12 protein-coding genes are annotated in these 13,437 nt (G+C 65.8%); 8 read left to right on the top strand and 4 right to left on the bottom strand.

The window, feature by feature from the left end:
- Window positions 1–83 precede the first annotated feature (83 nt).
- Window positions 84–431, bottom strand: coding sequence for a hypothetical protein (locus tag ACWA1Q_RS14850; protein WP_463758480.1), 348 nt, complete (start codon window positions 429–431; stop codon window positions 84–86).
- 128 nt (window positions 432–559) lie between these two features.
- Here ACWA1Q_RS14850 and ACWA1Q_RS14845 point away from each other — a divergent pair, with 128 nt between their 5' ends.
- On the top strand, window positions 560–940 hold the full coding sequence (locus tag ACWA1Q_RS14845; protein ID WP_463758479.1) for a TraR/DksA family transcriptional regulator: 381 nt from the start codon (window positions 560–562) through the stop codon (window positions 938–940).
- Between the two features lie 36 nt (window positions 941–976).
- Window positions 977–1,492 carry an 8-oxo-dGTP diphosphatase gene (locus ACWA1Q_RS14840; protein WP_463758477.1) on the top strand — a complete coding sequence of 172 codons (516 nt, stop codon included), beginning with the start codon at window positions 977–979 and terminating at the stop codon, window positions 1,490–1,492.
- Here ACWA1Q_RS14840 and ACWA1Q_RS14835 read toward each other — a convergent pair.
- A complete protein-coding gene (locus tag ACWA1Q_RS14835) occupies window positions 1,470–3,629 on the bottom strand; it encodes a RecQ family ATP-dependent DNA helicase (protein ID WP_463758476.1) in 2,160 nt (719 codons plus the stop codon). The genes ACWA1Q_RS14840 and ACWA1Q_RS14835 overlap by 23 nt on opposite strands.
- A 47-nt stretch (window positions 3,630–3,676) precedes the next feature.
- Complete coding sequence (locus tag ACWA1Q_RS14830; protein WP_463758475.1) at window positions 3,677–4,048, bottom strand: YccF domain-containing protein; 372 nt, start codon at window positions 4,046–4,048, stop codon at window positions 3,677–3,679.
- Between the two features lie 53 nt (window positions 4,049–4,101).
- Here ACWA1Q_RS14830 and ACWA1Q_RS14825 point away from each other — a divergent pair, with 53 nt between their 5' ends.
- From ACWA1Q_RS14825 to ACWA1Q_RS14800, 6 genes are all read left to right on the top strand, one after another.
- Window positions 4,102–5,640, top strand: a complete 1,539-nt coding sequence (locus ACWA1Q_RS14825; protein WP_463758473.1) for a class I SAM-dependent methyltransferase — start codon at window positions 4,102–4,104, stop codon at window positions 5,638–5,640.
- Between the two features lie 129 nt (window positions 5,641–5,769).
- The gene (locus ACWA1Q_RS14820) at window positions 5,770–6,003 is read left to right on the top strand and encodes a hypothetical protein (RefSeq protein ID WP_463758471.1); all 234 of its coding nucleotides are present in this window, start codon (window positions 5,770–5,772) and stop codon (window positions 6,001–6,003) included.
- A 98-nt stretch (window positions 6,004–6,101) separates the two neighbouring features.
- Window positions 6,102–9,032, top strand: a complete 2,931-nt coding sequence (locus ACWA1Q_RS14815) for a helix-turn-helix transcriptional regulator (protein ID WP_463758469.1) — start codon at window positions 6,102–6,104, stop codon at window positions 9,030–9,032.
- Window positions 9,033–9,094: 62 nt separating this feature from the next.
- Window positions 9,095–9,625, top strand: coding sequence for a bifunctional nuclease family protein (locus ACWA1Q_RS14810; RefSeq protein WP_463758467.1), 531 nt, complete (start codon window positions 9,095–9,097; stop codon window positions 9,623–9,625).
- Window positions 9,626–9,851: 226 nt separating this feature from the next.
- Window positions 9,852–10,850 (top strand): carbohydrate ABC transporter permease, encoded by a 999-nt coding sequence (locus ACWA1Q_RS14805; RefSeq protein ID WP_463758466.1) that lies wholly within the window; start codon window positions 9,852–9,854, stop codon window positions 10,848–10,850.
- Window positions 10,847–11,815, top strand: coding sequence for a carbohydrate ABC transporter permease (locus ACWA1Q_RS14800; protein WP_463758465.1), 969 nt, complete (start codon window positions 10,847–10,849; stop codon window positions 11,813–11,815). Before ACWA1Q_RS14805 ends, ACWA1Q_RS14800 begins: the two co-directional genes overlap by 4 nt.
- Before the next feature lie 78 nt (window positions 11,816–11,893).
- Here the strand turns inward: ACWA1Q_RS14800 and ACWA1Q_RS14795 are convergent, their stop codons facing one another.
- Window positions 11,894–13,264, bottom strand: a complete 1,371-nt coding sequence (locus ACWA1Q_RS14795; RefSeq protein WP_463758463.1) for an extracellular solute-binding protein — start codon at window positions 13,262–13,264, stop codon at window positions 11,894–11,896.
- Window positions 13,265–13,437: the final 173 nt, after the last annotated feature.

Below are 13,437 nucleotides of genomic sequence, written 5' to 3'. Positions count from 1 at the left end.
ACCCATCCGGCACGTGCTGGGGAGGGGATGCGGTGGTTACGGGCAAGTTCCGCGGGCCCGTGGAGCAGGCGACTGGACCGCGGCTAGATCTCGCCGATCATCGTCCAGATGGTGCGGGTGAGGTCCGGATGCTCGAGCGCGATCTCGCGCAGAAGGTCGTACTCAAGCTTCGCGACGTTGTGGCGGTGAGTGTCGGCATCCGGCCGGTTGCTGTTGGCCGCGTACCTGGCCATCGTGTACTGGGTCGTGAGGCCGCGCGCGTCGAGGGCGTCTGACCGCAGTTCGTGGACAACGAGCTCATCGACCGTCGGAAGATCGTGGATGAAGTCGTACGGGTCCTCGCCGGCGCGACAACGGTTCTCGATGAGAACGTCGAGTTCGTCGCGGGCGTATCGACGCAGGCGGTCGAGGTCGAAGGGCGTTGTGGTCATGTATCGGCCCCTTTCCAGGTCTCGCCGAGTGCGCCTTAAAGCGTACGCCTTCCAAACTGGGAGCTGCCGAGACGCGAGCACGCGTGGGGAATACGGGTCGAAAGGACAGCCGCGTGCAACGATGAGGCATGGAACACTCACGTTTGGACGCGCCCACCCTGGAGCATTTCCGCGCCGTGCTCGAAGCGCAGCGCACTGAGCTCCTCGAGCAGACCGCGCACCACGAGACCTCACTGGCTGAGGTGCGGGTCGCCCGCGATGGGGAGTCCGACGACGAGCACGACCCGGAAGGTCCGACGATCGCCTCTGAGTGGTCACGCCTCACTGGCCTGCAGGAAGCCGGAGCCCGTGAGCTCACCGTTATCGACAAGGCACTCGCCCGGGTTGAGGACGGCACCTTCGGGATTTGCACCTCGTGTGGCAAACCGATCGCCCGTGCTCGCCTCGACGCTCGTCCTGCCGCCGAGTTGTGCATCGATTGCGCCCGGCTCGCTGAGGAACGTCGCTAGCTGTTCCGCGCCGCCATCCACGCGTACGCTCGCACTATGACCGACGCACTCCCCGACCTACCCGAGGTCTGCGTGTGCTACATCCTCCGTGTAACCGCTTCAGGGGGTTACGAGGTGCTCCTCGGCGAAAAGAAGAAGGGCCTCGGCCTCGGAAAGATGGTCGGACCGGGGGGAAAGCTCAAACCTGGCGAGACTCCCGGGCAGGCGATTGTTCGTGAGGTGCTCGAAGAATCCGGCCTCATCGTGCGCGAGGAGGACCTCACGCCGCTCGGTCGCATCCGTTACGAGTTCCCCCACAAGCCGGCCTGGAGCCAGGTCTCATGGGTGTTCGCAACCCACATCTGGCACGGCGACATCGTCGAATCCGACGAACTGCTGCTGCGCTGGCACCCGGTCGACGGCATCCCGTTCGACCGCATGTGGGACGACGCCAAGCATTGGCTGCCGGATGCCCTCAACGGCATATGGTGCGAACACCGCTTCGTTTTCGGCCCCGACCTGTCGACCGTCGTCGACGGGGACCTTCCGGTTACGCCTGCACAGCGAGGCTGAACGGGAGAACAGCGGATGCTCCGGCGCCGCGAAGCAGACGACCGGCGACGGTGATGGTCCAACGGCTGTCGACCAGGTCGTCGACCAGCAGAACGGGGCGACCAGCGTAACCCTCGAGCGCGGTTACAAGCTCGGGCTCGAGGCCGAATCGGTCCCAAACGCTCGCCAGACGGTAGGCACTGTTGCCACCGGGTTCGCCGGAGGGTCCGCCGTTCACGAGACTGAGTGAGCCGAGATAGGGCAGCTTGCCGACCTCGGACAGCGCCCGCGCGACGGAGTCGACGAGCTGCGGCCGACGACGCGACGGGACACTGACGACAGCGACGGGCCGTTCCTCCCAGCCCCACTCCGCCAGCACCCGGATGCACGCGGCAACCAGAGCAGGGCTCGCCGGCGCATCGGGCGTGCCGGGTGAGAACAGGTCGCGGAGCGTGCCGCCCCAGCCGAGGTCGGTGAGCCGGGCCAGAGCCCGGCCCGGTTCGACCCGCTGCTCGGGCGCGATCTTGCCCTTGACGGGCACGCTGAGCTTGTCGGCACCGGTTGGCCACATCGCTCGCGGTTCGAGGGCGACGCCGACACGGCTGAGGGACTTCTGGGCCTGACCGGATGCCTCCTCCCGCACATCACTCGGGTACCAGGCCGGCTGCCCCGCCGCGGCTGCGCAATTGTCACAGCGACCGCAGGGCACGGCGGTGTCGTCGTCGAGGGCGCGCTGAAGAAATTCCATGCGGCATCCGCTCGTGCCTTCGTACTCGAGCATCGAGTTCTGCTCCTGCACGCGCGCGGCGGCGATGCGCTCGTAGCGTTCGGCGTCGTACACCCACGGTTTGCCCGTCGAGATCCAGCCGCCGGTGACCCGCTGCACGGCGCCGTCGACGTCGAGCACCTTGAGCAGCAGCTCGAGTGGGCTGCGTTTGAGGTTCACCCGGGCTTCGAGGGCGGGAGTGGAGAGCGGCGCGCCCTCAAAGTTGAGTTCGTCGATCACAGCGAGAGCCTTCTTCTCGTCAGGCATCGACGACGTGGCGAAGTACTGCCAGATCGCTTCGTCTTCGGTTCCAGGAAGGAGGAGCACATCGGCACTCGCGGCCTTGCCGGCGATCATGGCGGCGCGGCCCGCGCGACCGACCTGCTGGTAGTAGGCAACCGGCGACGATGGCGCACCGAGGTGGATCACGAAGCCCAGGTCGGGCTTGTCGAACCCCATCCCGAGCGCACTCGTGGCGACGAGCGCCTTCACCTGGTTGTTCTTGAGCGCCTGTTCGAGTCCTTCGCGATCGCCGGCATCCGTTCGCCCGGTGTACGCCTGCACCTCGTGCCCCGCTTCGCGCAGCAGTCGCGCCGTGTCTTCGGCCGCCGAGACGGTGAGGGCGTAGATGATGCCCGAACCGGTCAGGTCGCCGAGGTGGCTGAGCAACCAGCCGAGACGGGCGCCGGCGTCCGGCAGCCGCAGAACCCCGAGGCGCAGGGACGCTCGCGCGAGCGGACCGCGGATCGTCACGACGGGTTCGCCGCCGGCATGTTCGAGCTGTTCGGCGACGTCGGTGACGACGCGTGAGTTGGCGGTCGCCGTGGTTGCGAGTACGGGAACACCGTGCGGCATCTCGGCGATGAGATCGCGGAGGCGGCGATAGTCGGGGCGAAAGTCGTGACCCCAGTCGGAGATGCAGTGTGCTTCGTCGACCACGAGCAGGCCCGTGCGCGGAATGAGCTTGGGCAGCTGCTCTTCACGGAACCGGGGGTTGTTGAGTCGCTCCGGTGAGACGAGGAGAACGTCGACCTCGTCGTTGTCGAGTTTGGCGAGCACGTCGCCCCACTCGTGCGGGTTCGCGGAGTTGATGGCGACGGCGCGCACACCGGCGCGGGCCGCGGCCTCGACCTGATCGCGCATGAGCGCGAGGAGTGGCGAGACGAGGAGTGTCGGGCCGGCACCCTGACGGCGCAGCAGCAGGGTCGCGACGAAGTACACGGCCGACTTGCCCCACCCGGTCCGCTGCACGACGAGCGCCCGCTGCCGCTCGGCGACGAGGGTTTCGATGGCTTCGTACTGGCCCTCGTGGAAGTCGGCGTCCGGCGATCCGACGAGCGTGCGCAGGATCTCGAGGGCGGCGGCGCGGGTGTCCGTGCGGGTGTCGGTCATGCACCCATGGTCGCAGGTGCCGCTGACAGCGTGCGCCGCGGCATCCGTCAGCCGTCGACGATCTGCTTACCGAGGGGGAGGAGCGCGACGGGCACCATCTTGAAGTTGGCCCAGCCGAACGGGATACCGATGATCGTGACACAGAGGGCAATGCCGCTGATGACGTGGCCGAGGGCGATCCACCAGCCGGCGAGCAGAACCCAGATGACGTTGCCGATCGCTGAGCCGACACCTGCGGTGGGGCGGTCGACGACCTCTTTGCCGAACGGCCACAGCGAGTACACGCCGATGCGGGCGGCGGCGATGCCCCACGGGATCGTGACGATCAGGATGCACATGATCGCGGCGGCAAGCATGTAGCCGACGAACAGCCAGAACCCCGACAGCACGACCCAGATGATGTTCAACAGTGTCTTCATGATGGGCCCAGTCTGGCACCCGACGCTGGACAGAGGGGTGCCAGACTGTTCGGGTGACTTCTGAGCTGGTGCAACGCCTCCGATCCGACCTCGACTCTGCCCGATTCACGGTGACAACGATCACCGGGCTGTGGGGTGACGAAGCGGATGCCGCGCTGCACCGCAACGAGAGAATTCCGGCGTTGCGTGCGCTCGCCAGGCGCCGCGAGGAGAACGGGGTCGAGGCATCCGCAACACTTGCCCGGCTCTTCGTGCTCGGACTCCCGGTGCCCGCCGCCGAACTCGCCGCCGCACTGCCGGCGCTCACGACGGAGGGCGCTCTGGAGCTGAAGCTCATTGGGCTCGATGAGGGTCAGGCCACTCCGCTGCTCGACCTGCGCCCGTACAGCTTTGTCGACGCCCACGGTGCCGGCAGCTGGTGGGTCGTATCCGACCTCGGCGAGCTGGCCCTCGGTCGTCCGATCGGCGAAGACCATGTGCTGGGCGTCGGCGGCGCGTCGATGACGCTCAGCGGACTGATGATGCAGACCCCGGTCGGCACGGTTCTCGACCTCGGAACCGGTTGCGGAATCCAGGCGATGCACGCGGCGCGCCACGCGGCATCCGTCGTCGCGACCGACATCTCGGAACGCGCTCTCGTTCTCGCGCGGCTCAACGCCGAGCTGAACGGCATTCACAACATCGAGTTCCGCCACGGCGACCTGTTCGAACCGGTGCGCGGTGAGCGGTTCGACCAGATCGTCTCGAATCCCCCGTTCGTCATCACCCCGCGTGCCGAGGGTGTTCCGGCGTACGAGTACCGCGACGGCGGCATGGAGGGTGACGCGCTCGTCGAAGCGGTGATCCGCGGTGCCGCCGCGCACCTTCACCCCGGCGGCGTCGCGCAGCTGCTCGGCAACTGGGAGTACCGGGTCGGTCAGGATGCCTTCCGTCGCGTCGGCGGCTGGATCGACGGCACGGGCCTCGACGCCTGGGTGATCGAACGTGACGTTCAGGACCCGGCTGAATACGCCGAAACCTGGATCCGCGACGGCGGCACCCGCTCAGGCACCCCCGAATTCGACCGGCTGTACGCCGCCTGGCTCGACGACTTCGCCGCCCGCCGGGTCACCTCCGTCGGGTTCGGCTACGTCACACTGCGGATGCCGCTGGCCGGCGACCCGTCCCTCCGACGGCTCGAACGGATGCACGGCTCTCTCGGCGCGAACGAATCGGGGCTCGGCGTCCACCTCGCTTCAGCCCTCGCCGGCCGGGACTGGCAAGCCGCGCTCTCCGACGAAGATCTCACGCTGGCACACGTCTCGGTCGCCGCCGATGTCACCGAAGAGCGGCACTACTGGCCGGGCGCGGAGCATCCGACCGCGATGATGCTGCGGCAGGGCGGAGGCCTCGGCCGCACGGTGAGGATGGACACCGGCCTCGCCGCCCTCGTCGGCGCGTGCGACGGCGATCTGTCGATCGGCGCCGTCGTCGCCGCAATCGCCCAATTGCTCGACGCCGACTACCAGGAGCTCCTCGCCGAACTCCTGCCGCGCGTGCGCGCCCTCATCGACGACGGATTCCTGCTCCCACCTGAGCTCCAGGCGTCTTAGGTCGCCCGCCCCAGTACCCCGACGCTCCTAAGCCGCACGCACCCGCAGAAATAGGGCATCCGCCCGATCTGGCGACCCCTCCTTAGAGAACACGATGAAAACATCATCAATCTCGAGGAGTTGGACACCATGCAGATTTCCGGAGAATACGGAACTGAACTGCTCATTCGCTACACCGAAGAGCAGACCCTCCGTGACCTGGAGCACCGCCGCATCGCCGACGAGCGCCTGGCCGAGGCTGGCCCGACCCGGGCGCCGCTGCGGGAACGGCTCGCCGCAATGTTCGGTTCGCACAGCGAACGGATGCCATCGCGCACCGTTCACGCGGCCGGCGGCTCACAGGTCCACGCCGCCCACCGGTGAGCGAAGCAGCACGATCGAATGAAAGGTGGGGCCCAGACGCAGGCACTGCGTCCGAAACCCGCTCGACCGTTGTCGGAGGGCCGTGCAACGATGAGGGTATGAGGTCCCCGGTCGCGAGCCCATCGATGATCGGGCGCGAGGGCGAACTCGCCCGGTTGCGCTCGGCACTCGCCGACGCGCAGCTCGGCCTGCCCCACGGCGTCATCGTGTCGGGTGAAGCGGGCATCGGAAAGACGCGACTGCTCGACGAGTTCGCGGCTGAGGCATCCCGTTCCGCTCTCGTCGTCTGCGGTCAGTGCGTCGATCTCGGCGACGTCGGGGCACCGTACGACCCGATCAAGGGAGTCCTGAGGGGTCTCGTCGACCAGCTCGGTCCGGATGCCGTCCTCGACGCCGGCGGACCGGGTCGTGATGCGCTCACGGCGCTGCTTCCTGAACTGGGGAGCGGTGCATTCGACCGCACGAACACCGGTCTCAACCGCCTTCACGAGACCGTCGCTGTCGTGCTCGAGACGGTGTCGCAACAGACGCCGGTCGTCATGATGATCGAAGACCTTCACTGGGCAGATGGCGCCACCCTCAACCTGCTTCGGTTCCTTCTTCGCGCACTCGGGCGTGGGCGGATCCTCGTCGTTTTGAGCTTCCGTACCGAAGACGTTCCCCGCGGTCACCCGCTTCGCGGACTGATCTCCGAACTCGAACGCTCACGCAGCGTCGCGCGGATCGACATCCAGCGGCTCAGTCGGGCCGACGTACACCGGCAGGTGCACGAGCTTCTCGGGGCGATGCCCGACGACGAAGCCTTCGACAGCGTGTTCAACCGGAGCGAGGGCATCCCGTTCTTCGTCGAAGAGCTTGTCGGGTTCGGCCAGTCCGGTGAGGGCGACCTGCCGTGGACCCTGCGCGACCTCCTCCTCGCCAGGTATGAGCGGCTGAGCGAACCCACCCAGCACTTTCTGCGGCTGCTCTCGGCCGGCGGTGTGCGAGTCGAGCACGATTTACTCGTGCACGTCTACGAAGGCAGCGCCGCTGAGCTCGACGCGGCCGCCCGCGAGGCGGTTCTCGCCAACATCCTGCTCGCCGATGACGTGAGTTACGCGTTCCGGCACGCGCTCGTGCGCGAAGCGATTCACGCCGACCTGCTACCGGGCGAGCGGACCCGCTTCCACACCCGCTTCGCCGACGCTCTCGAGGTTCATGCCGATGAACGGGACCTCGCTGCGGAGATCTCCTATCACTGGCTCGCTGCCCACGACCTGGTCCGTGCTTTTCCGGCCACGCTCGACGCGATGATCGAAGCGAGAACGACGTACGCGTACGGAACGGTCGCTCAGATGGGTGAGCGCGCGCTCGAACTCTGGGATCAGATCCCGGATGCCGAGCAGGTCGCGGAACGCAAGAAAATCGACCTGATCGCGCAGACGGCATCCGCTCTTCGGAACGCCGGCGAGGGGGAGCGCTCGCTGGCGATGGTGAACCTCGCCCTCGAGGAGTGCCCGCGGGAGGATTCGCTCCGGTACGCGCGACTTCTGCGCGACAAGGCCATGTACCTCGGCAACGTCGGCAGACCAGGCTCGATCGAGCTGCTCCAGGAGGGGCTCGAGCTCGTGCCACCGGGGTCGACCGGTTTCGCCGGGACGTCCGGTCTGGCGGGCACGACGCTCTCGGCGACCGAACTGCGTGCCGGAATGCTCGGTGGTCTCGCCGCGCGCCTGATGATCGAAGCGCGGTTCGAGGAGGCAGCGGACGTCGCGAAAGACGCGCTGGCGGAGGCAGAGGCAGCCGGGTCCGACCGGCACGCGTCGATCGCGTGCAACATCCTTGGGGCGTCGAAGATCAACGCCGGGCAGTTCGACGAGGGACTCGCGTACCGCGAGAAGGCACGGCGCCTTGGTGAGAGCGACACCACCGCGATGCTGCGCTATCGCGTCAACACGTCAGACCACGAATACCTTCTCGGCCACTACACCGAGGCGCTCACCATCGCCGAAGTCGGTATCGCCCGCGCGCAGGAGCTCGGCGTGGAGCGCAGTTCGGGCATCGTGCTCCAGTCGAACGCCATCGATCCCCTCCTCGCCCTCGGCGACTGGAAGCGCGCCGACCGGCTGATCGATCGGGCACTCACTCTGCTGCCATCGCCGGCCTTCAACGCTTACCTTCAGCGCGCACGCCTCTTTCTCCTGACCTGGCGTGGTGAAGTCGACGCCGCGTCGAAGGTTCTGCGCGGCCTGCGCTCTGAGTTCCTCGCGCTCGCCGGGGTGGAGATGCAGGTGAAGCTAGGGTTTGCGCGCGCCGCCGCCGAGGTCGCGCTCGCCCGGCACGACGCTGCCGAGGCCTGGACCGAGGTCGCCGTTCTGTTCGAACCGAATCGCCGCCCCTACGTGGGCTACGACCTTCCGCTGGCCGCGACGGCCGCGCGGGCGCTCGCGGAACTGCGGGCAGCGGGTGCGCAACCCGACGGGGGCGACGCCGAAGCTCACATCCGCAGTATGACGCGCGACCTGATGTTCTGGCCGACCGCTCCCATCTGGTCCGCCCTGGTCGACGCAGAACTCTCCGGCCCCGATGGTGTGGGGAACGATCCGGTTCAGTGGCAGGTCGCCGTCGATCTGCTCTCCCGCGATACTGCCACTCCTGCCCACCTCGGGCCATACGTCCTCTCACGTCTCGGCCGCGCACAAGCCGAATCGGGAGACCGATCAGCGGCGGCGGCCTCACTGCTCGAGGCGGTCGCCCAGGCTGAGTCGCTCGGCGCCGGTCTGATCCGGATCGAAGCCGAGGCGGTTGCAGCGCGTGCCGGAATCTCGCTCGACGAGAGCCCCGCTCGCCAGACGACGGATGCCACGGAACTGACCGCCCGCGAACGCCAGGTCCTTGAGTTGCTCGCCCAGGGGCTCAGCAATCGGCAAATCGGTGAGCAGCTGTTCATCAGCTCGAAGACGGTGAGCGTGCACGTGTCGGCGATCCTGCGCAAGGTCGGTGCCGCGTCGAGAACCGAAGCGGTTTTTCTCGCGAAGGAGCTCGCTTAGCTGCTTACGATGGAGACCAGATCCGTTTTGCTCGGATTTCAACGCCTCAGGGGGAGGTTGCCGTGGTCCAGGTTCGCATCGTCGGCGTCGCGCTCGACTCACGTGGGCAACCCCTCATCCTGCTGAAACCGATCGACGCTGCCCCGGGGATCGGGCTCGTTCTCCCGATCTGGATCGGTGCGCAAGAGGCGACATCCATCCTCATCGCGGTCGAGCGGACAGAGGCGCCACGACCGCTGTCCCACGACCTGATGAAGACGCTCATCGAAACCCTCCGCGCGAGTGTGCAGCGCGTCGAGGTCACGAGAATCGACGACGGCACCTTCTACGCCGAATTGACGCTCCACACGCGGGAGGGCCCGCTGGTTCTCGATTGCCGACCCTCAGACGCCATTGCCATCGCCGCGCGCACCGAGGCGCCGATCTGGGTGAACGACGACGTTCTCGCAGAAGCCGGCATCGCTGAGGAGAGCACGGTGACGGAGAACCCGGGCACAGATGCCGAGGCGACGGATGCCCCGGATGAGGAGGAGCGCGTCGCGGACTTCCGCAAATTCCTCGACGAGGTCGACCCGGAAGACTTCCAGGGCTGACGGACTCGAGGTCGGTCCCCGGAATCTGCGGCCGGAGAACCGCATCATAGCCAGATAGCAACGCTTGCCAATGGACTTGTGACACTTGTCCCCCAGCTCTATATTCCCCCTGTGGCACTGATGTCACACCTCGGCCCCGCTTCCAGAGAGCAGCGGACCTCACAAAGGGGATGGCGATGCATGATCACGACGTCAATAACCGGGGCACCGTGCCCCGCGGTGCCCGATGACGACCCAGGCCCAGCGCGGAACGGAAGCCGCGCCGCAGCCCAAGAAGGACAGAAGGCAGACGAAAAGGGACAAGAAGAAGACCGGGTTCGCAGCGAAGTACAACAAGCGCGAAGCGATCGCCGGCTACCTGTTCATCGCTCCATGGGTGATCGGGTTCCTCGTCTTCACGCTCGGCGCGATGATCTACAGTCTCGTGATCTCATTCAGCAACTACAACCTCGCGAGGAACACCGCGACGCCGGTCGGGTTTGCCAACTACGAGCGACTGTTCGAAGATCCGAAGGTGATGCTCTCGCTTGGCAACACCCTGGTCTACGCCCTCATGGCTGTCCCGCTCGAGATCGCCTTTGCGCTCTTCCTCGCGATGCTGCTCGCCCGCGTCGGTAAGGGTGCTGGATTCTTTCGCACCGTCTATTACCTGCCGAAAATGACGCCGACCGTCGCGACGGCATCCGTCTTTCTTTTGTTGTTGAACGGCAACAGCGGTGCGATCAACCAGGGGCTCTCATTCTTCGGTATCGAGGGGCCACAGTGGCTCGTCGACCCCGCATGGGTGAAACCATCGATCGTTCTCATGACCCTGTGGACAGTCAGCGGGACGATGGTGATCTTCCTCGCCGCACTCAAGAACGTGCCGCGTGAGCTGTATGAGGTGGCGTCGCTCGACGGGGCGGGGCCAGTGCGGCAGTTCTTCAACATCACCGTACCGATGATCTCGAGCGCGATCTTCTTCAACGTCATCGTGCTGACCATCGCCGCGTTCCAGGTATTTGATCAGGCATACCTCCTGTTCTGGCGAGATCAATCGAATTCATCGCCGGAGTCTTCGCTGTTCTACGCGGTGTACCTGTTCCAGCAGGCGTTCCGTCAGTTCAATTTCGGCTTCGCCGCGGCGATGGCGTGGCTGCTCTTCATGATCATCATGCTGATCACGTTCATCCAGATGAGGTTCGGAAACCGGTTCGTTTACTACGAGGGAGATGGTCACCGATGAGTGTCACCGAGTCGTCATCCGAGGCCCTCAAGTTGCGGGGGCAGGTGATCGGCGAGCAGTCCGTGACCGGCCCTCCTCCCCGGAAGGACCTGCCGTCGCGCAAACCCGACCGCTGGTACAAGCCGAAGAGCGTCATCGGCAAGGTCTTTCTCTGGCTCGCCCTCATCGGGTTTTCGCTTCTGTTCATGTACCCGTTCGTCTGGCTGTTAGCAGCGAGCCTCAAGCCACGCGGACAGGTCTTCGACAACGCCCTGTGGCCGCAGACCCTTGTGCCGGAGAACTACGTCGAGGTGTGGGACCAGCTCCCCCTGATCAGCTGGATGTTCAATAGCATTGCGATCGCCCTGCTCGCTGCGACCGCCGTGGCTGTGTCAAGTTCCGTGGTCGCGTTCGGTTTCGCGTACTTCAAATTCCCGGCCCGCAATCTGCTGTTCGGGCTCGTGCTCGCGACGATGATGCTCCCCGGTGCTGTCACCATGCTGCCGGTGTACCTGGTCTGGAAGGAGCTCGGCCTCATCGGTACGTGGGCTCCACTGTGGGGCGCGAACCTCTTCGGGTCTGCGTTCTACATCTTCCTGCAGCGACAGTTCTTCCTCGGGCTGCCGCGAGAACTGTTCGAAGCGGCACGCATCGACGGTGCGAGCTACTGGGGACTGTTCCGGCGCATCGCGATGCCGCTGTCGATCCCGTCGTTCATCATCGTGTTCGTGTTCGAGTTCCAGGCGAGCTGGAACAACCTCCAGGCCGCCCTGATCTACCTCAACGCCGGGCAGGTGGAAGACTTCACCGCTCCCCTCGGTATCGCGTATGCAATGACCAAGTACAGCCCGACCGCTGGCGGACACGGTGACTACCAGTACGTCATGGTCGCCTCGCTGATCATCACAATCCCGATGCTCCTGATCTTTGCGTTCGGCCAGCGCTACTTCATCGAGGGCGTCGCGACGCAGGGTCGCAAGGGCTGACGCGGGCGGTGGCACTCGCACCAAAGAGAGGCGGACGGCCCCGGATGGGACCGCCCGCCTCTACTCGTTCGGCGTAACCTAGCGACCCTCCATCGCTGCGTCGTATGCCCGCATCGCCGCCTCCTGGGCGTCAGCGAGAGCCTCCTCCGTCGACTTGTCCCCAAGAAGAGCTGAGGTCACCGCGTTTTTCAGCTCCGTCTGAATCTCCTGGCCCGCCGGCGACGCCCCGTAGGACTCACCCTCTCCGACCACGTCGTAGAAGGTAGAAATGGTCTGGTCGAATCCAGCGTTGCCGCTCTCCGTCACGAACTCGTTCCGGATCGCCTCGTCGGCGGCCGGGGATCCGGTGAACAGACCGGTGTTGATCGCACCGGGGGTGTCCGCAATGGTCTGGGCCCGAGCCTCTCCGGCCGCCATCCACGCGTCCTGGGAGGTGAGGTTGATCGCCCACGCGCACGCGGCATCCGCGTTCTTGGCTCCGGCGGGAATCACGAACGCAGTTCCGCTCGCGACGGTGAAGGGCTCACCCTCCATGTCCCGGAACGGGACCGCTTCGATCTCGACCTGGTCAACGTACGGCGTCAGCACGTTCACGTACCACTGCGCGTTGACCTGGGCGCCGACCTGGTCGGCGACGTACGGGTTGTTGTCACCGAACGCGTCGAACGAGTCCGTGAAGCTCCTGTACTTCGCGTACCCACCCTGTGCGTCGAACAGCTGCTTGAGGTAGTCGATAGCCTCGGCGTTCTGCGGGTCGTCGAGGGTGGGAACGCCCTCGTCATCCATCAGTTTTCCGCCGTAGCCGAGCATCCACAGCCCGGCCTGGTTGACGCCCACGGAGTCGAAGCCGAGAACGCTCGGGTTTCCGCCGCTCTCCTTGTACATCTTGGCGACCGCTTCCAGCAGAACGTCGGGCTTTGACGTGTCGATGTCCTCATTCGTGACTCCGGCGGCATCCATGACGCGCTTGTTGAGCATGATCGCCGGCGGCTGGTAGAACTGCGGAACTGCCCACACCTTGCCGTCCCAGTCCACGTCGTCCATGACCGATTCGTAGTACTGCTCATCTGGATCCACACCGTGTGCCGCGAAGCACTCGTCGAGAGGTTCGATGAGGCCCTGCGCCGCATAGGTTCCGACGAACTGACGATCCATCTGCACGATGTCAGGCACATTGCCGCTCGCGACGCGCGTCGTGAACTTCTGCGCGTCGAAGGCGGTCTGATCGATGTCGATCTCGATGTCGCTCAATTGCTCTTCGGCGTAATCGAGACGGGAGGTGCCGACTTCGTCAGCGTTGTCGAATCCCCACGCGGCCAGGGAGCCGGAGGGACTGTCGCTGAACGTGGCCCCTTCCCCCTGCGCTGCGCCGCCGCCTCCGCACGCGGTCAGAGCGAAAACGGATGCCGCGGCGGTGACGGCGAGTAGACCCTTCTTTTTGCTGTACATCGAGGTGCCCCTTAGAGAATCAAGTGACAAACGACACGGTTGCCGTCCGGCTCCGCAAAAAACCCGGCACGACCGGGCAATCTGCTCACGATTGGACGCTAAGCCGCAGGTGTCCGGCGAAACAAGGGGTTGCGAAGCGCTCTCAAAGCGTTGTTCGCGAGCTCCGGGAAGAA

The sequence above is a fragment of the Mycetocola sp. TRD_SC_2 genome (genome assembly GCF_055361225.1).
The sequence above is the reverse complement of the archived record's forward strand: the minus strand, read 5'-3'. Positions and strand labels throughout refer to the sequence as shown.